Source organism: Sphingobacterium sp. SG20118, assembly GCF_044740685.1.
GTDB lineage: Bacteria > Bacteroidota > Bacteroidia > Sphingobacteriales > Sphingobacteriaceae > Sphingobacterium.
In genome coordinates this window covers 1,948,742-1,974,249 of record NZ_CP172826.1, presented here as the reverse complement: position 1 = coordinate 1,974,249, position 25,508 = coordinate 1,948,742, and the positions used below count along the sequence as shown (strand labels likewise).

At 39.1% G+C, this 25,508-nt stretch carries 16 protein-coding genes; 12 read left to right on the top strand and 4 right to left on the bottom strand.

Features of this window, described 5'->3' with window-relative positions; genetic code table 11:
- The first annotated feature begins 83 nt into the window (after positions 1–83).
- Both ACFX5U_RS09190 and ACFX5U_RS09185 read left to right on the top strand, forming a co-directional pair.
- On the top strand, positions 84–1,424 hold the full coding sequence (locus ACFX5U_RS09190) for a WG repeat-containing protein (protein WP_400263216.1): 1,341 nt from the start codon (positions 84–86) through the stop codon (positions 1,422–1,424).
- A 230-nt stretch (positions 1,425–1,654) separates the two neighbouring features.
- Positions 1,655–1,984 (top strand): DUF6122 family protein, encoded by a 330-nt coding sequence (locus tag ACFX5U_RS09185; RefSeq protein WP_280568471.1) that lies wholly within the window; start codon positions 1,655–1,657, stop codon positions 1,982–1,984.
- Between the two features lie 180 nt (positions 1,985–2,164).
- On the opposite strand, the gene ACFX5U_RS09180 is transcribed toward ACFX5U_RS09185, so the two are convergent.
- Together ACFX5U_RS09180 and ACFX5U_RS09175 are read right to left on the bottom strand one after the other, a co-directional pair.
- Complete coding sequence (locus ACFX5U_RS09180; RefSeq protein ID WP_400263215.1) at positions 2,165–2,605, bottom strand: hypothetical protein; 441 nt, start codon at positions 2,603–2,605, stop codon at positions 2,165–2,167.
- Positions 2,606–2,613: 8 nt separating this feature from the next.
- Entirely contained in the window at positions 2,614–2,859 is a 246-nt protein-coding gene (locus ACFX5U_RS09175) for a hypothetical protein (RefSeq protein ID WP_400263214.1), read from the bottom strand.
- Between the two features lie 307 nt (positions 2,860–3,166).
- Between ACFX5U_RS09175 and ACFX5U_RS09170 the strand changes: the two genes are divergently transcribed.
- A complete protein-coding gene (locus ACFX5U_RS09170; protein ID WP_400263213.1) occupies positions 3,167–3,967 on the top strand; it encodes an aspartate dehydrogenase domain-containing protein in 801 nt (266 codons plus the stop codon).
- Here ACFX5U_RS09170 and ACFX5U_RS09165 read toward each other — a convergent pair.
- Entirely contained in the window at positions 3,945–4,868 is a 924-nt protein-coding gene (locus tag ACFX5U_RS09165) for an NAD(P)-dependent oxidoreductase (protein WP_400263212.1), read from the bottom strand. The two genes, ACFX5U_RS09170 and ACFX5U_RS09165, sit on opposite strands and share 23 nt — an antisense overlap.
- 270 nt (positions 4,869–5,138) lie before the next feature.
- Between ACFX5U_RS09165 and ACFX5U_RS09160 the strand changes: the two genes are divergently transcribed.
- The 5 genes from ACFX5U_RS09160 (at position 5,139) to ACFX5U_RS09140 (ending at position 12,669) form a co-directional block, all read left to right on the top strand.
- Positions 5,139–5,663, top strand: coding sequence for a sigma-70 family RNA polymerase sigma factor (locus tag ACFX5U_RS09160; RefSeq protein ID WP_280568479.1), 525 nt, complete (start codon positions 5,139–5,141; stop codon positions 5,661–5,663).
- Between the two features lie 167 nt (positions 5,664–5,830).
- A complete protein-coding gene (locus ACFX5U_RS09155; protein WP_400263211.1) occupies positions 5,831–6,937 on the top strand; it encodes a FecR family protein in 1,107 nt (368 codons plus the stop codon).
- Between the two features lie 20 nt (positions 6,938–6,957).
- Entirely contained in the window at positions 6,958–9,984 is a 3,027-nt protein-coding gene (locus tag ACFX5U_RS09150; RefSeq protein WP_400263210.1) for a SusC/RagA family TonB-linked outer membrane protein, read from the top strand.
- Between the two features lie 15 nt (positions 9,985–9,999).
- A complete protein-coding gene (locus tag ACFX5U_RS09145) occupies positions 10,000–11,649 on the top strand; it encodes a RagB/SusD family nutrient uptake outer membrane protein (RefSeq protein ID WP_280568486.1) in 1,650 nt (549 codons plus the stop codon).
- Positions 11,650–11,661: 12 nt separating this feature from the next.
- Positions 11,662–12,669: a tartrate-resistant acid phosphatase type 5 family protein gene (locus ACFX5U_RS09140; RefSeq protein WP_280568489.1), complete on the top strand. Its 1,008-nt coding sequence runs from the start codon at positions 11,662–11,664 to the stop codon at positions 12,667–12,669.
- Positions 12,670–13,014: 345 nt separating this feature from the next.
- On the opposite strand, the gene ACFX5U_RS09135 is transcribed toward ACFX5U_RS09140, so the two are convergent.
- Positions 13,015–17,076 (bottom strand): two-component regulator propeller domain-containing protein, encoded by a 4,062-nt coding sequence (locus ACFX5U_RS09135; RefSeq protein WP_400263209.1) that lies wholly within the window; start codon positions 17,074–17,076, stop codon positions 13,015–13,017.
- Between the two features lie 424 nt (positions 17,077–17,500).
- Between ACFX5U_RS09135 and ACFX5U_RS09130 the strand changes: the two genes are divergently transcribed.
- Genes ACFX5U_RS09130 through ACFX5U_RS09115 form a run of 4 tightly spaced genes read left to right on the top strand, consistent with a single transcriptional unit; the run spans position 17,501 to position 25,492 of the window.
- Positions 17,501–20,668 carry a SusC/RagA family TonB-linked outer membrane protein gene (locus ACFX5U_RS09130; RefSeq protein WP_400263208.1) on the top strand — a complete coding sequence of 1,056 codons (3,168 nt, stop codon included), beginning with the start codon at positions 17,501–17,503 and terminating at the stop codon, positions 20,666–20,668.
- Between the two features lie 5 nt (positions 20,669–20,673).
- Positions 20,674–22,587: a RagB/SusD family nutrient uptake outer membrane protein gene (locus tag ACFX5U_RS09125; RefSeq protein ID WP_400263207.1), complete on the top strand. Its 1,914-nt coding sequence runs from the start codon at positions 20,674–20,676 to the stop codon at positions 22,585–22,587.
- Positions 22,588–22,623: 36 nt separating this feature from the next.
- A complete protein-coding gene (locus tag ACFX5U_RS09120) occupies positions 22,624–22,806 on the top strand; it encodes a hypothetical protein (protein ID WP_400263206.1) in 183 nt (60 codons plus the stop codon).
- Between the two features lie 19 nt (positions 22,807–22,825).
- Entirely contained in the window at positions 22,826–25,492 is a 2,667-nt protein-coding gene (locus ACFX5U_RS09115) for a SusC/RagA family TonB-linked outer membrane protein (protein ID WP_400263205.1), read from the top strand.
- Positions 25,493–25,508: the final 16 nt, after the last annotated feature.

Here is a 25,508-nt window from a genome sequence, read left to right as displayed (position 1 = left end):
TGAACTGTTCCACAAAACTAGCCGAAAGCAGGGATAGAAAGCTATGATTAAAAACAGAATATTTGCATTATTAATTTAAGAAGATGAAAAAATTAACGTTAACAATCGCTGCTGTCTGCTTAACTAGTTTAACTGTATTAGCACAATCTACCAAGTTCTTTCGAATTGATTACAGTGTCCATGCTGAAGAACTACTCGATGATCACGTGCGTGCATGGGTAAATAAAGACTTTACACGCATTTCCTATACACATGACGAGAGCCATGTCGAAATTACAAATAAAAAAAGCAATAGAACGTTCTTATTGATACCACAATCACAAGAATATCTCATTCTTAATGACGGTGTTAAAAATGATTATAGCCAAATCCCGATTCAATATATCAAAGGAAAAGAAAAAAACATAGCGGGATATAACTGCAAACTTGCTCTGATCACTTTTGAGCCGAATGAAGATACAGATACGAGAATAGAGTTAGAAGTCTGGTATACCGAACAGATCCCTTTTGTTTCGTGGTCAGAGTATAATTTCTTAGAAATGTTACCAGGTGCGCCATTATCAATCATGGTCGCTGGAAATGGTTTTATGGCCAGCCAAGTAAAAACAGAAGAATTGGCAACCTCATTATTCGAAATTCCAGAGGATTACAGCCCAATGGAAGTTGATAGTGCTGTTGGTTATACTGAAAATCAAGTCGCAGAGGGCCGCTATTTCTTTGTCGATGAGCATGGTTCCTATGGTTTGAGAAATGAAAATAACGAGGTTATCATCCAACCAAAATATGCTAATATCGGTTATTTTCAAGATGGAGTAGCCATCGTTTATGATTCAGCGGACAAACAAGGAGCAATAAATTTACAAGGACAAGAAATTATACCCGTACAGTATGACTACCTAACCTATTCTGAAGATGACGCTAAATTTCTATGTGGAAACGATGATAGATACGGTTTACTAGATGCCGATGGAAACATATTTATCCCTGCTAAGTATGAAATGATCAGCTTTCCAAAAGAGGGTCTTTTACAATTTACGATCAATAATAAAATGGGGCTAATGAATGAGAAGGAACAAATTATTATTCCCGCTAAGTATGAAATGATATTCATGCACAATAAAGATTACTTTGTAACGATGGTAGACCTCACATATGCTTTACATAGCATCAAAGACAACAAAAAAATAGCAAGTGGATATGACTATCTAGGTTTACCTGATCAAGGAAATATTTTCTTAGCGCAAAAAAACGGCAAATTTGGTTATATCGATAATACCGGTAAAACAGTAATCCCTTTCAAATTTGCGACCGCAATACCATTCGAAGACAATATGGCCATGGTCTCGGAAGATGAAGATAGCTATGATTATTATTTCATTGATACAAAAGGCCAAAAGATAGCTGCTGTTGAAGCAGCTATGTAGAGATTATCTTATCGTTAAAAGAATCAAAAACATACCCATTCGTTTATAAACTACTAAAACAAAAAGGCTTATCCAATAACTGATAAGCCTTTTTGTTTTCAACTATTGCGCTTTATAAAAAAACAGACAATAGCTTAGTGATTGCTATTAATATTTAACTTTTGGATTCTTATCTTTACAGCAGTTAAAAGGATTAAAAAGCTACTACTATCACTACATTTCGTTTACAAATGGATATTGACATCTTACATTACCTACAACCATTCGTTCATTATAGTTTACACTTTTTAGTACCGGGATTACTTTCCTATTTGTTTTTCAGGAAACAATGGAAGCGTGCCTGGCTTATTATGATTGCTACGATGTTAGTCGATCTGGACCACCTATTAGCTACTCCAATTTTCGCGGCAGACCGCTGCAGTATAGGATTTCACCCACTTCACTCCTATTATGCAATTGCAGTTTACTTCCTTTTACTCTTTTTCCCTAAAACACGTATTGTTGCTGTAGGCTTACTATTCCATATGCTTACAGACTGGCAAGATTGCCAATGGCCTTGAGGCATAAGCTCCCATTAAACGGCTGCATTTAAGTGAATTTGTATCTTTAAAACTTCCTTGTTGATAAAGAAAAGACTGCTTCAGCATTGGTAGTCAAGAAATGGCAATGGTGGCACCACAAGAAACTTTCTTGCTAAAATAAAAGAGCACCCGAAAGTGCTCCTTTATCATTTAAAATTTTTAGAATATCTCCAGCACATATGCATTTTTATCTTGTTTAATGGCATTATATTCTTTAATATATCTACAGAAAAGATCAAAATTCAATTTTTCTTCATTCACAAACCTATCAACTAATTCAGGTTCATCTTCCATCATTTTAACTAGATTTAATCTGCGTTTTTTCTTTGACATACCTTCAAACTCAAGACTAGGCCTTGTTTTCAATTCTGTAATTTCTCCCGTTAATCTTTTCTGCGCATAAAAATCTTCTGAATCATTCCAAAAACTAGCTTTCTCTGTCTCATGGATAAAATTACTGGCTACATCATGGGAAGTATATATATTGATAACCATTATTTCTCCATCAATCAATAATTCTTTAAATAAAGGTTTATTTTTCAATTTTGTTTTCTCACTTATGATAAACATTTCTGGATTTGACTTTTTTATCTTTTCCATTCCCGAACCTAAAAAGGAGGTAGCATAGTGCTTTCCCGTATTGTGATTATAAATACGATAAATCTGAGTGGGAAATAAACTTTTCTTTCACCTTTAACCAACATATAAACCTTTTTACTTTTCACAGAACCCATTTCACCATAGATGGTATCCCCTTTCATCGTGATAACATAATCCTTCAATTCCTGTGCTAACACATTGTGCGCAGATAACATCCCACAAAATAGCGTGAGGAGCAATATCATTTTTTTCATAAAATAATAAATAGATAATTTGTCGCAAATGTAATCATAAAACAAATTTCAAACTAGGAAATAAAAAACAACAATTAGAGCAATTTGATTACCTCATATTTATTTATGACCTCAACAAGTTCTGACTTTTTTAAATTAATAACCAGTAATCATTCACATAACGCAACACCAAATCCAAGCCAAAAAGGAGGTTCAATGTCAGTACCTCCTCCTTTTACGTTTCCAATAGTACGCCGACAATTCCGTCTTTAAAACAAGATCATCATATTGCCTTTATATCATAAAAAAACAGTAAGTTGTAAGCATTATGAAAACATATACCCTTGCTATTGTCGGTTGTGGAAGATTGGCTACAATCGTTACAGAAGCATTAAATCGAGGCTTACTACCCGATTATAAATTAATGGCGACTTATTCCAGAACAGTTGAAAAAGCGCAGTTTATTGCCGATAAAATAGATTCCGCTAAAACGGGATATAGCTGTACAGTCTGCGGCTCGATAGAAGAACTCCTCAGCCTCAAGCCCGATTATATCATAGAAGCCGCTTCCCCCTATGCGATGCGCGAATTGGCTCTACCCGCTTTAAGAAATGGTTCTTCCATCATCACGCTATCCATAGGCGCATTTGCAGACACCGAATTTTACGAAGAAGTAAAGCAAACCGCCAAGGAAAATAATGCGCGCGTACATCTCGTATCTGGAGCCATTGGAGGGTTCGATGTGATGCGTACCGCTGCCTTAATGGGCAATTGTGTCGCTACATTTGATACCGAGAAAAGCCCTCGTTCGTTACGCAGATCCAGCGTATATGACGAAACATTGGAAACCGAGAAGCGAACCGTCTTCCGCGGTAATGCAAAAGAAGCTATCGCCTTATTTCCGACCAGTGTAAACGTAGCAGTGGCAGCATCATTGGCATCAGTTGGTCCCGAAAACATAAAAGTATCGGTAACCTCCACCCCCAATTTTATAGGCGACAATCACCGTATAGAAGTTAAAAACGAACAAGTCCACGCGGTGATCGATATCTATAGCTCAACAGCTCAAATAGCCGGTTGGAGTGTGGTCAATACCTTGATCAACATCACCTCTCCGATCGTGTTTTAATATAGTTGGTCAGGTTTGCCAGTACTTTCTCGCTCAGGCGATCAAACGCCTGACGAGTACGGCCTGCAGAAACCTCCATACAATTGACATTCGGATGCGACAGAAAACGTTCATCTCCCAAAGCGATCAATGTATCACAATAACATCGGTTATTGCCATCGATCCATTCCGAAAAAGGTGCTTCATCCCAAGCTGGCGACAATCCCGTATTGAAGATGATCTTTCGATTGCCCAGTGATTCAAATTCTTCTTGGTGCAACAACACCGTATTTCTATTCAAACAGGTGATGATCACTTCACATTCCTCGAGCAATTGTTTTAAAGGTAAAAACCGATAGCCCTTTGCATGAGCCTCCTCCTTTTCCGTCCGTGAAAAATAAGCAATATCCGCCCCAAAAAACTTAAGAGCATCAGCCACCATACCACCCGATTTACCCAACCCGATGATACCCGCTTTGATTCCCGTTATTTCTCTAGGTACACCATCCCAAGGTGCTCTCGGTCCACCATCATTGATCGTTCCAAAACCATGTAGACAACGTACCAACTCACTAATCACATATTCAACTACACCTTCATCTCCATAATCCCTTATTCCTGATACTTCGATACCACGCGTTTGTGCATAAGCAATATCCACATTGGCACTTTCAGGATTGTATAAAGAGCAGCACATCCCGATGTATCTTACATTCGGACAACCTTCCAAAGCTTCTTTACCCAGCCTTGAAGTATAGCTGATCAACACGGCATCAGCATCGCCGATACGATCGGCCATTTCAGCAGTAGAAGATGGGATATCATCATACATGATGACCTCCTCGGCAAAATTATGCAGTGCCTTTTCTGCTGCCAGATTTAAATTTAGTGGCTCTACAGATACTAGTTTTTTAAACATCATCGCTACCTAATTTATTATTGAACCGTGATAGTAGATAAACTTTCTTAGAAAAGCAAAAAAACAGGTTAAATAAGCCCAAATCAGATTCTGATAGATCATCTTCCCTAACCCGCATTTGACCTGCTTGATCAGGAGATTCTTTAAGCTTCTTTTCATCTTCCCCATCATCGTCTCCAACAGCACCAATTCCAGTGCAATATATTTTAATTTACAAAACCATAATATTCACTTAACAAATAATCAGATAGGACATGATACCTTTGCTCTAGTATGCAACATATTAAAGCTATTAAAGCAGATAACCATAAAGTTTTTGATCTGGTGTATGAACAGTATCATCAGCAAATCTATAGTTTTATTATACTAAAAACCCGTTCCGAATACATTTCTGAGGAAGTAACCCAACTTACATTTATCAAATTATGGAAGCAACGGAGCCAATTGAACGAGAATTTAGGCATCAATATCCAAATTTTTGGTATGGCTCGTCAAGTCATGATCGATCTTCTCCGAAAAGAAGCCAATCGTTTTAAATATGAAGGCGAATCGTCAAACACGCCATTTACAGACAGCTTGATTACAGCGATTGAAAGTAAAGATCTGTTGCAGATCATGGAACAGGATATCGAAAATATGCCAAAAATGCGTCGTCTCGTATTTGAGCTTAGCCGCAAACAAGGGCTATCACATAAAGAAATAGCCCAACTATACTCCATTTCTCCAAAAACTGTCGAACACCATATCGGCAAAGCATTGCTACAACTCAAGCAGCACCTATATTCTATTATGCTCTAAATGAAGCACAGACATATCTAGCATAAAAATAAATATTTTATTTTTATGCTAGATATAAGACTCATAATAAGCACCTTGCATAACAAACACTTCCATTTTAACCTAATCGTTAGATTAAATAATTGTTAACTAGCTAGGGAAAGCATGCCGGACCACGTAATGCTAATATGAGGTTCAGAAGAAAGAAAACAAACAATCAGCATAACCGTCCAGAAAGGCAATTAATACGAAAGTATATCTGGAAAAATCCATCCATTATTGAGGATTTATTTCCAGATTACGAATGGCAGTCCCATGAAAAAGATGCTCATCAAGTCGCTCCTTCAACAAAGATGGCTCAGCACATTCATGACGAAATCAACAAGGAAACGCAACAGCAAGAAAATAAGAGTAACAATAAACGTCATCTCAAGCAGTTTACCTATTATGCCGCTGCTTCGGTGCTCCTCTTATTATCATTGGGTATTTGGCTTTGGATAAAACCAGCTCCATACGCCGCTATGCCAACCTTGGTACAACAGCACGAAGAAGCAGATAGCAAGCAGGATACCACATGGATCTCATTGACCAATAAAAAAACATCCACCCAAACACATACCTTACCCGACAGATCAACGGTCAGGTTATTCGCACAGAGTACCATCCGTTACCCCCAACATTTCACTGATCATAACCGTGAGATCTATTTAGATGGAAAAGCTTATTTTTCAGTTAAGAAAGATCCCTCCCGTCCATTTAGCGTATACGCCAGCGGAACGAAAACGACAGCTTTAGGTACATCCTTTACCATTGATACGCGTAGCAGATCGACCTATACTTCCGTACAGCTGCACACCGGAAAAGTTGTTGTTGCCGCGGTAGCTGCCCTACCTACCTTTAAAAATATCATCTTAAAAAATACTGGAGAGTCACTTTCATTCGATGCCAGTATGCAGATCATAGCGCATCAGATGGGTACTGTAAAAAAAGAAGCTAAGACCAGCACTCCTATTGAAAATAAACAGAATCGCTCTTTGGTCCAACTGAACAATATTCCATTACCGGAAGTTTTTGTTACCCTTCAAGCTACTTATGATATTGCGATAAAAATAGGCGACCAAGAAATCTCCAAAATCAAATACACAGGCAGTATCGATCCACAGCGTGAAACAATTCAAGATGTCCTTGCAGTGATCTGCCTCATCAACAACCTGCGTTATGTACAAGAATCTGACGATTCCTTTACCATCTATCGTCAAAATGAAGACGTCGACAATCAACTTACAAATCCATAAAATCAATTACTAATAAAATCATGTTTAACAAACAGAACCAATTCAAAAAAAGCGTGTTGTTCTTTGCGCTATTTGCTACGGGGTTATCCTATGCACAGGCGCAACAGGAACAAGTAAAGGGAGCAACACAGGATGAAAATGGAAAGTTTTTATCTGGAGTCAGCATCAAGGCCCTTAATCGGGAATCGGGTAAGGCTTTCACAACAAGCTCTTCCGAAAAAGGACTTTTCGCCTTCCACAACTTGCCAGAAGGTGGTCCTTATCAGTTTATATTTTCTTCTGTAGGCTTTCAGCCGGATACGCTATCCGGATACAGCGTTCAACCAGGAAAACCATTATCTTTAAGTGTCAAGCTAACCCCTATGTCCACAGCTTTGGATGAAGTCGTTATCGGATATGGTCGTATCGCTCGAAAAGATCTGACAAGCTCCATCACTACGGTAAAAGCAGAAGATATGAATGTTGGAGTCATGACCTCGCCCGCGCAGATGTTACAGGGCAAGGTCCCCGGACTGACCATATCGACCAACAATAGTAACCCTAATGCTACGCCATCGATCAGTTTACGAGGCGCCTCTACCTTAAGAAGTGGTGAAGCGATGGAACCCTATTATGTAATCGATGGGGTCCCTGGGGCATCCCTTGCACTTGTAGCACCAGATGACATCCAATCGATCGACGTTTTACGTGATGCCTCAGCAACAGCCATATACGGATCCAAAGCGGCCAACGGTGTGATTATCGTCACCACCAAACGAGGCAAAGCTGGACAGGCAAGCATCAGTTACAACGGCTATTTAGCGATCGATAAAATTGCTAAACGCTATGAAATGATGACCGGTGAACAGTATAGACAGTACATCGCTGATAACAAATTTTCGATGGAACCGACAGATGACCTAGGTGCAGATACCGATTGGCAACGTGAGATAGAACGCACTGGTATATCCAATAATCATAATGTATCCCTGATCGGTGGTACCGAAACAACGCAATATAGCGCTAGCCTCAATACCTTTAAAAATAATGGGATCATTAAAGGGACAGACTTGGGGCGCCAGATTGCGCGCGGATTTGTACAGACCAAAGCACTAGACAATCGTCTGACGGCTTCGTTCAATATCAATACCAGTATCTCCAAACAAAATGATGTATTAGCACTTGGCGATGGATTAAGTGTATACGATGCTATGTATTATTATCTACCGGTATCACCTGTGCGGACAGAATCGGGTGCTTGGTTTGAAAAAACGGACCGATCGCAATACGTAAATCCAGTATCATTAATAGCGGAAAACACGAACTATACCAAAACCAAAATGATACAGGCACATGCCAAACTTGGTTATAAAATTTTACCCAGCTTAACCTATAATATCGACCTCTCTCTACAAAACCGCCAATATAATAACGCACAATACTACTCCAGTATATCCATGGCCGCACGTAACCAAAATGGAAAATCTATCCGCGCGGCAGTAGAAGACGAGCGCAAGATCATGGAAATGAACCTGACTTTCGACCGCACATTTGGAGAATTGCATAAATTTTCAGCATTAGCGGGCTATTCCTGGGAAGAAAACAATAATGACGACGGCTTTCAACTGACCACTTCGGACTATTACGATGATGGTTTAAGTTATTATAATCCGGGCATGGCCAATGTGGTGGATCTATTGGGATTTGGCAATTATTACCTTTCCACCCTACGTATGATCTCTGTTTATGGCCGTATAAACTATGCTTATAACAATAAATACCTTTTTCAAGCCACAGTAAGACGAGACGGATCTTCGGCATTTGGAGCGAACAACCGATGGGCAACCTTCCCTTCAATTTCTGGAGCCTGGAGACTATCCGAAGAATCGTTCATCCAAGATATGAATTTCTTCGATGACCTTAAGCTACGTGCCGGATACGGTGTCAGTGGCAACTCTTTAGGATTCGATGTGTTTACCGCCAGACAAGTCTACGGCGCAACTTCAAGTTTCTACACCGATGCTTTCGGCAATGATCTTCGCACATTAGCAGCACTCCGCAATTCAAATCCCGATCTACGTTGGGAACGCACAGGAATGCTCAATCTAGGCATTGATTTCGCATTCCTCAACAATAGATTGAGCGGAACTTTGGAGTATTACGATAAAAACACCACAGATCTCATCTATGATTATGCAGTCTCTACCACTAAATATCTGTATCGATCTTTGACAGCCAATGTTGGTGAAATCAACAATAAAGGGATCGAACTTACCTTGAATGCGGTTCCCATAAAAACAGCAAATTTAAGCTGGAACACCGGAATAGTGGCCTCCCATAATAAAAATGTGGTCACTCGAATCACAAACCAAGAATTTTCGACAGACTACGTAGATTTAGCCGACCTGGGTGGCGCAGGTCAAAGCAACGCATTTCAGCAACGCCTTATGGAGGGTGCTCCGATTGGGCAGTATTATACCTGGGAATGGGCAGGTTATAATGAAGATGGTATCTCTACCTTCTATGTCCGCGATGCACAAACAAAAGAACGCACGGGTGAAACTACCATCACTCCTACCAATAAAGATCGTGCCATCACGGGCAGTGCACAGCCAAAAATAACCTTAGGATGGAACAATACGATAACCTATAAAAACTTCGCTTTAACAGGTATGTTCCAAGGTGTTTTTGGACATAAAGTCATGAATGCGACACGTGCGCGACACTCCAATGTAGTGGGCAATGCCGGCCAAAAGAATCTATTGGCCAGTGTGATGGAGACAGAAAAAGCAACCGACATCAATGCGCATTATTTATCAGACCGATACCTCGAAAATGGCAGTTACCTTCGTTTAGCTAACCTGGGACTTTCCTATAACATCCGAAATATCGGCGGTCAATTGAAAAATGTTAAGCTTTATGCTTCCATGAACAATGTATTTGTACTCACAAACTATAAGGGTGTAGATCCTGAAGTAGATCTTGGAGGTCTTACTCCTGGTATTGATAACCGCCAGACCTACCCACGCACCCGCACCATTTTGTTTGGTCTAAACTTCAACTTTTAATCAGAAAAACTAATCATGAAATCAAAACAATATATCCGTTTATTTACCCTATCAACGTTTGCAGCAACACTCGTTGCCTGCACCGACCTCGATGTGGATATCAAATCGCAATATACCGAATTCCCAACCACAGAAAGAGCCGCAGAAGCCATTTCAGCAGATGTCTATGCAGCATATCGAGGTGCATTGGGGTACAACCATTGGATGGCGCAAACCCTGTCTTCAGACGAGGCAGTAAGTCTTGCTTTGGGTACAGATTACTATGATGGTGGTCGTTTCCGCGAACTCCATGTGCACAATTGGACACCCGACAATGCCATACTCCCCGATATCTGGAATGCGGCCATGTCTGGTATCAACCTCTCGAACAACGTATTGGCTATTTTCGGTGACGATGAAAGTGAGAAAGCCGCACCCATGCGTGCCATGAGGGCTTATTTTTACTTTATATTGATGGATAATTTTGGTGGTGCACCACTTATCACGGGCAAAGTCGACCAAATTCCAGATCGATCATCACGATCTGAAATCGCCAACTTCATCTCGTCCGAACTTCTAGCCGTTAGAGATCGATTACCGAAAGAAGTTTCTGCCGCAACATATGGTAAAGCAACGCGGTATATGGCCGATGCTTTACTAGCCAAACTGTACCTCAATTGGTCCGTCTATACCACCAGTGATGTCGCCACTTACACAGCCACCATGCCCAATGAAAAACTATCGCAAGTGGTAGCCATGTGCGATGATATTATTGCCTCGGGTCAATTTAATTTGAGTAGCCACAAATTCATGGAAAAATTCCGTCCCGACAATGGTCCGCAGATCAAAGATTTCATATTTGCTATGCCTTTCGACAGAGAAAAACAGCAAGGAATGAATTATGCACGCTACTGGATACACCGCAGTGGGCAAAATCAATTTGCACCATTACCCCAAAGTGTGGGCGGTACTTTCCGCGTATTACCTACTTTCCTAGCCAAATTCAATCTCCAAGGTGACGATAGAAATGCCGCTTACATGGGCGGTCTTCAATACTATTGGTCAGACTATGCACCAGACTTAAGCCGTCCGCTTTTGATCAAGACCTCTAAAAAAGGTATCGACCAGGACTATGCAGGAAGCGATGCAAATGCCACGTTTGACTGGCACATGGAAACGACAAAAGAAATCAAACTTCGTCCGGATGGAGGACCGACCCTCAATGGAGGTAATGATCAAAAAGGAAGGTCAATGGGCTACCGATCGGTCAAATTTTACATGGATGTAAACGTTACAGCAGCAAACAATAGAAACCAAAGCAATGATGTTCCAATCTTTCGATATGCCGACATTTTATTGATGAAAGCCGAAGCCATCCTACGTGGAGCTGCACCTACAAATGGTGAAACTCCCCTTTCACTCGTGAATCAGGTACGTGCTTATGTCAATGCCCCTAAGTTAACCGTGCAACCCACTTTAACAGATCTACTAGACGAACGTGCAAGAGAATTTTCAGATGAATCTTGGCGTAGAAACGATTTGATCCGTTATGGCAAATTTGAGGAAGACTGGGGTTTCAAATCCTTATACAGTGCAGGATATTCAGAACGTTTCCGACGCATATTTCCAGTTCCACGACCGGTCATGGAAGTAAATACAAAATGGACGCAGAATAACGGATATTAATAACAGTTGAGCATGAAAAGAAGAGCATTTGTAAAAAGTACGCTGGGCACTGCTATGGCTACAAGTCTGGCTGCTGTACCCTTGGCCGGAATGGCCATGGGAGCACCTAGGAGAATAGAAAGTGAAGACATCAATAGCCGAGCAGCACTTAAAGACGAGTACGATCTGCATTTTTTAGCCATCGGTGATTGGGGACGAAATGGCGCCGACCATCAGGTACAGGTGGCTCAGCAAATGGGTAAATGGGCTACCGAACATCCCAACGATTTTATCATCTCGACCGGAGATAATTTTTACCCTTCAGGGGTTGTCAGTGAGCACGATCCGTTATGGCATTATTCGTTTGAAAATATCTATACCGATTTCTCATTGCAGTGGGATTGGTATCCCATATTGGGAAACCATGATTACAAGTCGGATCCAGATGCTCAGGTGCGCTATAGTGCCATCAGCCGCAGGTGGAAAATGCCAGCACGCTATTATAGTAAAACATTTAAGATTAAGGGTAACGCTGAGGTATTGATTGCCTTTATCGACACCAACCCATTGATTCCAGAATTCTATCAGAATAGCGAATATGGACCACATGTGGCCGGCCAACAACCCGAAAAACAACTCGCATGGTTGGATGGATTACTACAATCATCAAATGCCAAATGGAAGATTGTGGTAGGACACCACCCCATGTATACCGCGGGGCCAAGAACGGAAAACTATGATACATTAGCCATCAGGAAAGTCCTTCAACCCGTGTTAGAGAAACATCGTATCCCTCTCTACCTCTCTGGTCACGAACATTCGATGCAGCACCTCAAAGTACAGGACAAGTCTTTCCATCAGTTCATATCCGGTAGTGGTTCTGAAATCACCCCTGTAAAAAACGGTTTGACCTATAGTCAATTTGAAGCCTCAACTTATGGATTTATGTATTTCGCCGTCAATCAAGAACAAGTACAGGCACAGTGCATAGACCATGAAGGAAAGATCATTTACAGTACGATCATTCCTGCCAGTAAATAGAGTAGCTACAGTCATCGCTAGACACAAGTCTATCTATAAAAAAGGGAGATACAAGCTGTATCTCCTTTTTCTATTTTAAAGATAAGCTTATACCTTTCAACGATATTATGGCTCCACCTCACCAACTACCTACTGTTCACATAACTCACGACCGTTCCCAATGTGTCCATCAATATAGTCTGCGACAGATCACCAAAAGAAAAACCAGCCAGGTGGAACATAACACACGTTATTAATTAATCAGCTTAACTTAAAAACAATACTCTTTATCCCTAATTCTTAAAATTTAGAAAGACTAATAACACTTAAAAGTAGAATTTCAAATCGCTCTCACTTTAAAATAAGCTATTTAACCGTATTCTTTTGTGCTTGTATGTACTCCGACGGTGTCATTTTATATTTTGCCTTAAATACTTTGGTAAAGTAATTCGGATTCGAAAAACCGGTTTCATATGCAATTTCAGAGATTGTATTACTATTGTTTTCTAACAAACTGGCTGCTCGTTCCAATCTTACCGAACGTATAAAATCAACTGGACTCATTCCTGAAAACTCAAGTAACCTGTTGTACAACGATGTTCTACTAATGGACAGATGAGTACTCAATAATTCAACGGAAAGCTGTGGGTTATCCAAATTCTCATGAACATACTCAAATACGTTCTGCAGAAACCTTTCCTTTTCAGATCGTACCTCAACCTCAGGCGAGACAAATGATAGTTGTTTGCTGTAAGCATCTTTAAAGGCCTGATTAAGGAGCAATAAACTATTCACTTTTGCCAATAAGACTGCGGTATCAAATGGTTTCGATATATAATCTACTGCTCCAGACTCTAAACCACAGACTAAACCATTATCTACTCTTGAAGCTGTCAACAAAATAATAGGAATATGTTTTGTCCGTTTATCCCGCACCAATTTCTGGGTCAATTCCAGTCCATTCATAATAGGCATCTGCACATCAGAAATTATAATATCGGGATGATGAAATAATGCTTTTTGCCAACCTTCTTGTCCATTTTCAGCTTCGAAAGTTTGATATAATGGATCAAGTCTGCTTTTTAAGAAACCCCGAAAGTCATCGTCGTCCTCAATGATCAATACCACCGGTCTTAGACGAATATGGGGATCAACAAAATTTTGTTCTACACATGTAACTGATTCCACAACCTGGTCTTTGGATATCTCCATTTTTTCTAAAAGCAAATCAAATGAAAAGGAACTGCCATAACCAGGCTCACTCTCTACTAGAATCTCACCACCATACATTTTCACAAAAGATTCTGCGATTGATAAACCGATGCCAGATCCTTGATTCAAAATACTATCCTGTGTATCATGCTGATAAAAACTGTCGAAAATCGCTTCATGCGATTCTTTTGGGATGCCGATTCCATCATCCTTGATCTCAATTTTCACTTTTATTTTATCGCCTACTTCCTGTACTTCCACCAATTGGATATGAACAGAAATATTACCCCCCTTGTCAGTAAATTTAAAGGCATTAGATAATAAATTAAAAATAATACGCTCTATTTTATTATGATCGAAAGCTGTTATTACATAATCCTCACAAGTAATAAAACGATAATTTATCTCCTTTTGGATTGCCATATCACTAAATGAATCGTACATATCTCTAACAAATGCCACTAAATCGGCCTCTGTATTATGGAGTTTAAGCTCGTTCTCTTCCATTTTCCTAAAGTCGAGTAATTGATTGACAAGATTGAGCAGTCGGTGTGCATTGCGCTTTATAAGTGCGAGCTGTTGCGAGGTTTCTTTATCTTTTTCTTTAACTAGTAAAATTTCAATTGGTCCTGTAATTAACGAAATAGGAGTTCGAAATTCATGACTTAAATTTGTCAAAAATTTAATTTTCATCTGATCCAGTTGATGGAGATTATCCGCATCACGACGCTCCTGTTCCAGGATAAACTTTTGTTTTAGTTTCCGCACGCCTCGACCCTTTAGCCAATATAACCCCGATAAAAGCAAAATGCCATAAATTACAAATGCATAACCTGTTAACCAAAAAGGTGGGGCAACATACACCCTAATAGACCTGATATCTTCGTCCCAAACACCATCATTATTGCTGGCTCTAACTTCGAAAATATACTCTCCTGGATTTAAATTGGTATAGTAAGCAACATGCTCTTTTCCTGCTTTAATCCAATTTTCGTCAAATCCTTTTAATCTATACTCATATTGGTTGTCTTCGGATACAGTTAGATTTAATGCTGCAAATGCAATCGAAAAATTCTGCTTATATTTTAGTTCTATCTCTTGCGCAGTCACTAAGGATTCCGATAAGGCACTCCCTTTGGAAGGTACGATTATCTTATTATCAATTTTTAACTCTGTTAAAACTGGTTTGGATGTGTTATTGTTGACTTTCAGATTTTTAGGATAAAAATGATTAAACCCTTCTTGACCTCCAAAATACACCTCACCATCTGATAATGCTAGTCCTGCTCCTTTCATAAAAGCTCCTTCTTGTAAACCTACAGAATAAGAATAGTTTTTAAATGTTTTTTGCAATGGATCATAACAACTTACGCCTTTATTTGTACTAAACCACATTTTTCCAAAATCGTCTTCAACAATACTCTGCACAACATCATTAATCAAACCTTCCTCCTCCGACAAAGTTTTAAACTGATCACTCCCTTGCTGTAATAGCCCTACTCCATTACCATTAGTACCAGCCCAAATATTCCCTAATTTATCTGTATACAAAGAAAGTACATAATTATTGGGCAAACCATTTGAAGTTTTATCATAGTATATTGTTTTGCGTGTAAATGAGTTATAGACAAAAATACCGGCTCCGTATGTACCTACCCACATTTGACCTTTATTATCTCTCTTTATAGCACGAATGTAATCTGTAGAAGGACTGATCTCGTCTACTTTGGGTTTGTCAGAGCGACGGAACTTTTTGATAATACCATCCTTAACTTGTATCACATTAATTCCACCACCATTTGTACCCACCCACATATCACCATATATATCTTTTTCTAAACTAAAAACCTCGCTATTATTAAGTTGGTTTTTACCTGTCCCTGTCAGATAATGTGTGCGAGATTTTGTTTCTAAATTATACCTTATCACCCCTTTACCAAAAGTGCCCATCCAAATATCTTCTTGATGATCACCATTTTTTAGTGCCAAAACAATCATATCTTTATCTCCTGTTGGAATGGTTGATAATTTATCCAAACTACGGTTATATAAATACAAGCCTCCACCATCTGTACCCACTACAACATTATTATTATAAGGTAAGAATGAAGTAATCATATTGATTTCTTTTTTCCCGTTTTCAAGATTGTCTATAGTTTTTAGATTAAATTGATTAATGTTGACATCAAATTTATTTAACCCTCCATGAAGTGTCCCTACCCAATATATTCCAAATTTATCATGATAAATAGATCGGATGGATTTATGACTTATACTTTTAACATTTCGAGGGTCTCTATTAAAAATATTAAGTTCAAAATTTTCTGTTTTCAATACGCCTAATCCGTTATCGGTGCCAATCCAAAGTCCGCCTTTCATATCTTTAGCAATACTGTATATACGCTTGCTGCCTAATTGGACTCCAACTGACGCTTGGAATAAAGAAAATTGTTCTTCATTATCACTTTTATAAACGAGTCCATCGAGAGTAGAAACCCAGATACGTTTCTGCTCATCCTCTTCAATACAAGTGAGTTCTAATAGTTGTTTATCAGATTTCAAAAGGTGTTGAACAGGGTAGCTTCTACTTTCTTTCAAATTCGACGTAAACTGATATATCTTATTTTCTGCAGCAATCCACATGCGTCCCTGACTATCCCTAAAGATATATCTGGAAGTCATTTTAAGAAACTTTTTCTCAATATTTATGTAACGTGCATCAAGTGGCTTGTGAATATCTTTGACATTAATGATAAATAATCCTCCGTATGAACCAACCCAAATATTACCAGCAATATCTGTATTAATGGTTGTTATAGCTGTACTTAACCATTTACCATCCGCATGCTTATCATAACTTACAATTTTATCCAATCTACGGTCATAATAACTTAAACTTCCTCCATTAGTACCTATCCAAACACGTCCAGCAGCATCTTCGCATAACGCTGTGATATGATTGGATTTTAATCCAGGCTCGACATCGGCATTATAACGGTAAACTTTAAAAGTATTTCCATCAAATCTGTTCAACCCATCTTCAGTCCCAACCCATAAAAAACCATAACTATCTCTATAGGTACTAAAAACAGTATTTGAAGATAGACCACTTTTTATAGTAAAATGCTCAAATGAAAGAGGAAATTCTTGTGCGTTAGAAAATGTACAAAAAATAAGAAAAATGATTATAATTCTACATCGGAATAAATTCAACATATTTAAGTTTAGTAAGTTAGCTACTTAAGGTTGGTGGCTCACTTTACTAAAGTATAACCATTAGCCTAAATTATCGAAAATAAAGCAATATTTACTAGTAGAGATATAATTTTAAACATACTTACTCATCATTTGAACATTCTTACCTCAACAAGAATATTACTTCTACTAGTTTTGAATTAGTAATTATAAACCAACCGCCAAAAATAAATTTCACTATTTGTTATTAGATCTAACCTACCTAATGAACAGCTGGAAACTATATGCATGGCATTTAAAAACCAATTAGATTAATAAATGATTATGAGGGCACAAAACAGTACTTAGAAGCCAATTATGATAAGTAGCTATCACCACTTATCAATGCCCTAAAATGGGGCAAACCGATTTATGATTTTAAACCAATTTATCCAAACAATTAATTATGATGATTAAATATACCATCAGACTCATTTGGTATGAGAAAAAACCATGGGGTATTCTCCAGCTTCATATCATAGCATTGCTACTCCTATTGCTCGGAACAACTCCATTATACGCACAAGAGTTAAGACAAATACGGGGAACTGTCGTTGATCAAAAAAAACAAGCTATTGAAAATGCTTCCATTAAAGTCAAAGACGGAACAACTGGAATTTCAACAGATATGAATGGTGCTTTTTCAATTCAAGTACCTAATAATCGTAATACCCTAGTGATATCCAAAATAGGATACAATAAAACTGAAGTAAATATTAATAATAAAAGTGAATTACAAATCGTACTCAATAGTGCCAATATCGATATAGATGAAATCGTTGTGGTGGGTTACGGCACACAGAAAAAGGAAACTGTTGTTGGTGCTGTGACGCAAACGACGGGAAAGGTGTTAGAAAGAGCTGGCGGTGTAGCCAGTGTTGGTGCGGCATTGACCGGTAATGTCCCTGGGGTAGTCACTACTGCGAGTACCGGGATGCCAGGAGAAGAGGATCCACGTATTGTGATTCGCGGACGCAGTACTTGGAACAATACCGATCCATTAACAATGGTGGATGGGGTAGAACGTCCCTTGAGCAGTGTCGATATCAGTTCGATTGAAACCGTATCGGTATTAAAAGATGCGACTGCTACAGCAGTATATGGTGTACGAGGAGCCAACGGAGTTATTCTCATCACCACTAAAAGAGGTAAAGAAGGGAAAGCTTCCGTACGAGGTACAGTGAACAATATTATAAAAACAGTGTCCCAATTGCCCGGAAAAATGGATTCATACGATGCCATGATGCTGCGCAATCGTGTCATCGAAAACGAATTGGCACTATCTCCCAACAGTTGGGTTTCATACCAACCTCAAAACCTCATCGACAGATACCGCTTCCCTATCAATTTGGAAGAAAGAGAGCGGTATGTCAACACCAATTGGGCTGAGGAACTATTCAAGAAACATGCATTCTCACAAAATAGCAATCTCAACATTGCGGGAGGTACCAATTTTGTAAAATACTTTGCTAGTGCCGATTATTTATACGAAGGTGATATGTTTCGCGAAAATGATAATAATCGCGGTTACAAACCCGGTTACGGTTTTAACCGCTTAAACATGCGGTCTAACTTAGATTTTCAGCTCACCCCAACTACCAAATTTTCAGCAAATCTGGCTGGATCGCATGGAAGAAGAAAAAGCCCTTGGGGGGGTGGAAATGATTACAGCTATTGGATCGCCGCTTATACAGTACCTCCTGACGTCATTTATCCACGATACGCAGACGGCACATGGGGATTTTATAAACCTGATTCACAAGTAGGTATAAACTCGGCACAGGCACTTGCAACATCCGGAGTAGAATTGACAACTACGAGTAAAATAACTTCAGATTTTATATTAGAACAAGATCTCAAAATGTTTGTCGCTGGTTTGAAAGTAAGAGGAAGCATATCGCTCGATAATACATTTGTCGAGGCTGGAAGAGGAGTTAACGATCTCTATAATAATGTACAAAGTAAATGGATTGATCCAGAAACAGGATTAGCCGTCTACGGGCAAAATATAGATGGCAGCCGATTTGATTTTGTAGAAGGTATCAACTGGGCTCAACAATCGGGAGCAGTAAATAATGGAATGACATATAGACGTCTGTTCTACCAGTTGCAATTGGATTATGCCACTCGAATAGCAAACGATCATAACATCACAGCTATGGGTCTGTTTAACCGAAATCAATATGCTACTGGAAGTATACAGCCCTTTTATCGTGAAGACTGGGTATTCCGTGCGACCTACAATTATAAAGGAAAGTATATGCTTGATTACAGTGGGGCTTATACCGGATCTGAAAAATTTGCCCGCGGTTATCGATTTGGATTTTTCAATTCTGGAGGTATAGGTTGGTTACTATCTGAAGAAAATTTTATGAAAAATATTTCCTTTATAGACATGTTGAAACTTCGTGCTTCTTATGGAGATATTGGAGATGACAATGTTAATGGACGTTACTTATACTTGACCCAATGGTCATATGGCGGTCAATCGCATATGGGAACTGTTGGAGAGGCTCCAGAGCGCAGTACCTATATTTGGTACAGAGAAAATGAGCTAGGTAACCCGAATGTACGTTGGGAAAAAGTAAGAAAATTCAACTTTGGTACCGATTTCTCATTTTTTAAAGGAGTCATTTCAGGTCAGGTGAATGTATTCAGTGACAAGCGGACCGATGTGTTGATCACTGGAAATAATCGTGCAATACCCGATTATTTTGGCGTAGCAGCACCTGCAGCCAATTTGGGAATCGTAACCAATAAAGGATATGAATTAGAATTAAAGATCAGTAAAACTATTAATCAACATTGGCGCTTATGGGGTGATATGAACTTTACACATGCTAAAGATAAGGTTATAGAAGGAGACAGTCCTGAATTATTACCCGAATATCAAAAACTCAACGATAAGCAAATTAGTCAAACCTATACCCATGTCAGTGCTGGATATTATAATACCTGGGATGATTTATATGCAAGTACCTCTCACGATAATAATGATGGGAATAAACTACCTGGTAACTATCATATATTGGATTACAATGGCGATGGATTGATCGATACGAAAGATAATATTCCCTATGCCTACCCTTCTACTCCACAAAACACGTACAACTTAACGGTCGGATTTGACTGGAAAAATTTCAGCATCATGACGCAATGGTATGGTGTGAACAATGTAACCCGTCAGGTCGTATTAAACAGTTTTGAAAGACAACGTAATTTAGCCTATCACGAAGGATCATATTGGTCCAAGGACCAAACAGGTGCCGATGTGCCTTTACCCCGTTGGCTTGCCACCCCAAGTAACTATACGCCAGGGAGCCGTTTTATGTACGATGGATCATATATCAGACTAAAGACCGCAGAAATTGCCTATAACTTGACTTCTGAAAACAATTTTATACGTCGTATGGGATTTCAACATATCCGCCTTTTCCTCAATGGTCATAATCTCTTATTCTGGTCCAAGATGCCCGATGATCGAGAGTCTAACTATGCAGGTACGGGATGGGCTTCACAAGGCGCCTACCCTACTGTCAAACGTTTTAACCTAGGTGCGAACATTACTTTTTAATCGATATGATGATGAAAAAATATTTAAAAATTATAGTGTCTTTTGGTATCATAGCTTCCTCATCAATCATGAGCTCTTGTAAAAAATACCTAGATAAAGAAGAACAATCTATTATTTCAGAAAAAGAAGCTTTTAAAAACTTTAACAATTTCCAAGGGTATACCGAGGAGCTATACCATTGTATTGTTAATTTCAGCAACCTTTACTGGACCAACTCCTGGAACTGGGGTGAGGACGAAATCACCTCAACAGCAGGCGACTACCACTTCCTGCATAAGATCGATAATGGTAATTTCTGGGGCTGGCAAGCACAGCATGATGGCTGGGGTGCAGGATGGATGGAACAAAATGATTTTACAACTGTCTTCTTAGGAGACGACCGCAATATCAATAAAGACCTCTGGAATGCTGCTTGGTTCGGTCTTCGAAAAATTAGCATTGGTCTTGAAAATATGGATAAAATGACCGAAGCCACTCAGGAAGAACGCGACCTTATCAAAGGACAGTTGCTTTTCTTTAGAGGTTGGTTTCACCATCGATTGATGGAATATTTCGGCGGTATGCCTTATATCAATAAGATACTACCAAGTGATGAGAAACTAACACTTCCCCGTCTCAATTACCATGAATGTGCAGATTTGGCGGCAGCAGATTTTCGTGAAGCAGCCAATCTTTTACCCATCAATTGGGATGATACAAATCCAGGGAAGAGAACACTGGGAAAAAATGCGTTGCGCATCAATAAAATAATGGCTTTGGGTTATCTCGGTAAAAATTACCTGTGGGCAGGTAGTCCACTGATGAATTTTACGGTAACCGGTAGCCGCAACTATCAAGCCGATTACTGCAAAAAAGCAGCCGAAGCTTTTGGAGAATTGTTGTCGCTCACCGAAAGTGGACAGACACCATATAAATTGGTGGATTTTGAAAACTATCATCTCAATTTCTATACGATAAGTGAAAATTGGGCACTCCCAGGGAGTACTGAGGCCATCTTTAGAGGGCCTTATAATGCGGGTAACAACACCCATTATGGAACCAGTAAGCAGTACATGCCGAGCTTAATCACCGAAGGCGATGCACTCAAATTTGTACCGACAGCAAATTATGTCAATTATTATGGAATGGCTAACGGTTTACCCATTAAAGATATCACCCAAGCAGATACAGAATCTGGGTATGATCCAGCATATCCGTGGAAAGGACGTGACCCACGATTCTACAATGATTTCGTCTTTGATGGGGTTAAGGTCATAAAGGGAACAATACCTCCTAAAGATAGACCAGAGAATGAATTTCGATACGCACAACTCTATACTAATGGATCTTATCGCAATATTCAGAATGGGAGTCGTACAGGTTTTACGTTACGCAAATTTATTCCCTTAACGACGAACGATTATGATAGGGCTTTTGATTATGGTTCTAATATGCATATCTATGTTCCTTATATGCGTCTTGCTGATGTCTACCTGATGTACGCTGAAGCTGTATCAGCAGGAAATAATTCAGCCAATGGCAGATCGACAAATTATAACAAAACAGCAGTAGAGGCAATCAATATAATTCGTAAACGTGCTGGAGTCGCAAATGTAAACACCAAATTCATCGGCTCATCGGATGCTTTTATTGGAGAATTACGCCGTGAAAGAGCAGTAGAATTAGCATATGAAGGACATCGTTTCAATGATTTGAGAAGATGGTTATTACTCACGGAAAGCCCATACACCTTAAAAACTGCACTTGAATTTGATAGAACTGGGACTTTCAATACAACTGATCCTACTCAAAACCGTGTGGTTAATATGAAAGAAAAAGTATTAATAGAACGAAAATTCACAAGCAAGCATTATTGGCTTCCCTTAAAAGTATCGGACGTTAGTATGTATCCTGAATTTTCACAAAATCCTGGATGGTAACTCAAATGAGCGATCACTTCATAAAATTATGAGACAATGAAATATAAAAAATTAAAAATAGCATTGTGCCTGAGTATGGTCGGTTTGGGTACGCTTGACGCATCAGCATCTCGCTTATTTCAATATAAAAGCAATGCCCCACTATCACCTGCAAGATTCGGATTAAAGGATACCGTGCAAACGGATAGCACGGAAACTGATACAGGTGGCCTTCCGTAAAGTAAAAAAACAAAACCTCATGGGCGAAATCCAAGCAATCAATCTTGCTCAGTTAATGGAAAAAAACTATACAACCTATAGTCTCGAAAACCTAGATGCACTTGTTTCTGGCTATAATGGAAATATATGGGGTTCTGCAGGTTATCTGCTGTTAATAGATGGATTTCCTCGGGATGCCGACAATGTCATGCCTACTGAAATTGAACAGATTTCGGTATTGAAAGATGCTAATGCGATTGCACTTTATGGAAGTCGTGCCGCAAAAGGCGTCATCTATATCACGACTAAACGAGGAAAGGCTGGTAATCAAAAAATAAACATTCGTACCAATGCAGGGATCAATACCCCTATCAATTATCCCAAATATCTCGGTTCTGCTGAATATATGACCCTCTATAATGAAGCCAGACACAATGACGGACTTCCTAATCTATATACACAGGAGAATATTTATAAACATAGCACAGGAGAGAATCCTTATCGCTACCCGAATGTAGATTATTACTCCTCCGATTACATTAAAAAGAGTTACAATCGATATGATGCTACTGCAGAAGTTTCCGGTGGTAACGAAAGGACGCAATATTATACCAATTTTGGATTTTGGTCTGCTGGATCATTATTAAATTTTGGCGAGGCCGTCGACAATAACACTTCCAATCGCTTTAATATGCGGGGTAATATTAATGTTAAATTAAATAAGATTATTTCTTTAAATGTAGACGCAGCAGCGAGCTTCTATACATCCAAAGGTGTCAATGCAGATTATTGGGAGGCTGCCGCTATAGGTAGGCCACACCGCTTCTCTCCGCTCGTACCGATCAGCATGATTGAAGAAAGCGATGAAAATTCCTTGATTTTTGTTAACAACAGTAACTTTCTAGTAGACGGCAAATATTTATTAGGGGGTAGTCAATTGGATCAGACAAATGCATTTGCTAACATCTATGCAGGTGGGAGTAATAGACATCAAAACAGACAATTTCAGTTTAACACGGGGTTAGATTTTAATCTAAACGATGTACTGAAGGGTTTAACATTTAAAACGGCGATGGCTATCGATTATCAAAATCAGTATAACCAATCTTATAATAATAATTATGCAGTATACCTAGCCAACTGGAACAACTATAATGGTAACGATCTCATCAGTAGCCTTACCAAATATGGCGACGACCGTATTTCTGGAGTACAAAATATAGGTGGAAGTGCCTACAGACAAACATTAGGTTTTACAGCACAATTAAACTATGCTCGTACATTTAACGAGCAACATCATGTATCTGCGATTGTATTGGCCCATGCCTTTCAGATTGGACAGTCTGAGGCTTATCACAAACAAAGCAATGCTAATCTGGGTCTACAACTCGGATACCATTTTGCTAATAAATACTATGTTGATTTTAGTGCCGCTTTACCCCATTCTGCAAAATTACCAGAAGCCAAACGTAAGGCAATTTCACCAACTTTATCGATGGCATGGCGTGTGAGTGAAGAAGAATTTATGAAGGACAATAGTGTCTTTAATAACTTAAAATTAAAGGCTTCTGCCGGGATAATCAATACCGACCTTGATATAGAGGATTATTACTTATATAAAGGATACTACACCTATAACAATGCGGCATGGTACAGCTGGAGTGATGGTCAACTGGTACATACTTTTGATCGTTTTAGAGGTGAAAATATGGATATGCGCTACCCGCAGCGCCGAGAAATCACCTTTGGCGTAGAAGCTGGCATGTATAATAACTTGGTGACATTTAATGCCTCTTATTTTTATAACCAGATGAATGGGATGTTGGTGCAGCCAAATACGCTGTATCCGATGTATTTTATGTCTTACTGGCCCACCTATTCAGATATGCCTTTTGTCAATTTTAATGTTGATGAACGTCAGGGTGTGGATTTTGGTTTAAATATCAATAAAAGCTTTAAAAATAGTTTTCTTTCTTTAGGGGTAACGGGTCTTTATTATGATACGAAAGCAGTAAAACGTGATGAATTGTATGAAAATTCATATCAAAACCGTACCAATAGACCATTGGATGCAATCTGGGGGCTACAAAATGAAGGATTTTACCGAGATCAAGCAGATGTAGATGATGCAGCTGTAAGTACTTTCGGTGAAGTCAAGCCCGGTGATATTAAATATAAAGATCAAAATAGCGATGGAACAATTGATACCCGTGATGAGGTGTACTTAGGTAAAGGTGGTTGGGCAGGAGCGCCATTTTCATTGGGGTTTAATATCACTGCTAAATGGAAGAATATGACATTATTTGCTGTAGCAACAGGAAGATATGGTGCTTATGCAATGAAAAATAGCACTTACTTCTGGATGGATGGCGAAGATAAATACTCCATTATAGCACGTGATCGTTGGACGGAAGAAAATAAAGAAACGGCTACATATCCACGGCTGACAACCGGAATCAGTGATAACAATTTCCGTAGTTCAGATTTTTGGATGTATAAAACGAATCGATTTGATTTATCCAAAGTACAGATATCCTATGATTTTCCAGCAAGCCTTTTAGGAAAAGGCATCGTGAAAGAACTTGGTATCTATACCAATGGCTTCAACTTAATGACGTTTGCTAAAGAGAAAGAAACAATGCAACTCACCGTAGGTGGTACACCGCAAATGAGATTTTTCAATTTTGGTGTAAAAGCTTTATTCTAATTTATCAGTGAAAAAT

What these genes read in the sequence shown, in the direction of transcription:
- ACFX5U_RS09145 (WP_280568486.1), top strand. Translation starts at nt 10,000, where the DNA reads ATGAAATCAAAACAATATATCCGTTTATTTACCCTATCAACGTTTGCA.
- ACFX5U_RS09170 (WP_400263213.1), top strand. Translation starts at nt 3,167, where the DNA reads ATGAAAACATATACCCTTGCTATTGTCGGTTGTGGAAGATTGGCTACA.
- ACFX5U_RS09180 (WP_400263215.1), bottom strand. Translation starts at nt 2,605, where the DNA reads ATGGAAAAGATAAAAAAGTCAAATCCAGAAATGTTTATCATAAGTGAG.
- ACFX5U_RS09135 (WP_400263209.1), bottom strand. Translation starts at nt 17,076, where the DNA reads ATGTTGAATTTATTCCGATGTAGAATTATAATCATTTTTCTTATTTTT.
- ACFX5U_RS09115 (WP_400263205.1), top strand. Translation starts at nt 22,826, where the DNA reads ATGGGCGAAATCCAAGCAATCAATCTTGCTCAGTTAATGGAAAAAAAC.
- ACFX5U_RS09190 (WP_400263216.1), top strand. Translation starts at nt 84, where the DNA reads ATGAAAAAATTAACGTTAACAATCGCTGCTGTCTGCTTAACTAGTTTA.
- ACFX5U_RS09140 (WP_280568489.1), top strand. Translation starts at nt 11,662, where the DNA reads ATGAAAAGAAGAGCATTTGTAAAAAGTACGCTGGGCACTGCTATGGCT.
- ACFX5U_RS09155 (WP_400263211.1), top strand. Translation starts at nt 5,831, where the DNA reads ATGAGGTTCAGAAGAAAGAAAACAAACAATCAGCATAACCGTCCAGAA.
- ACFX5U_RS09185 (WP_280568471.1), top strand. Translation starts at nt 1,655, where the DNA reads ATGGATATTGACATCTTACATTACCTACAACCATTCGTTCATTATAGT.
- ACFX5U_RS09175 (WP_400263214.1), bottom strand. Translation starts at nt 2,859, where the DNA reads ATGAAAAAAATGATATTGCTCCTCACGCTATTTTGTGGGATGTTATCT.
- ACFX5U_RS09120 (WP_400263206.1), top strand. Translation starts at nt 22,624, where the DNA reads ATGAAATATAAAAAATTAAAAATAGCATTGTGCCTGAGTATGGTCGGT.
- ACFX5U_RS09160 (WP_280568479.1), top strand. Translation starts at nt 5,139, where the DNA reads ATGCAACATATTAAAGCTATTAAAGCAGATAACCATAAAGTTTTTGAT.
- ACFX5U_RS09165 (WP_400263212.1), bottom strand. Translation starts at nt 4,868, where the DNA reads ATGATGTTTAAAAAACTAGTATCTGTAGAGCCACTAAATTTAAATCTG.
- ACFX5U_RS09130 (WP_400263208.1), top strand. Translation starts at nt 17,501, where the DNA reads ATGATGATTAAATATACCATCAGACTCATTTGGTATGAGAAAAAACCA.
- ACFX5U_RS09150 (WP_400263210.1), top strand. Translation starts at nt 6,958, where the DNA reads ATGTTTAACAAACAGAACCAATTCAAAAAAAGCGTGTTGTTCTTTGCG.
- ACFX5U_RS09125 (WP_400263207.1), top strand. Translation starts at nt 20,674, where the DNA reads ATGATGATGAAAAAATATTTAAAAATTATAGTGTCTTTTGGTATCATA.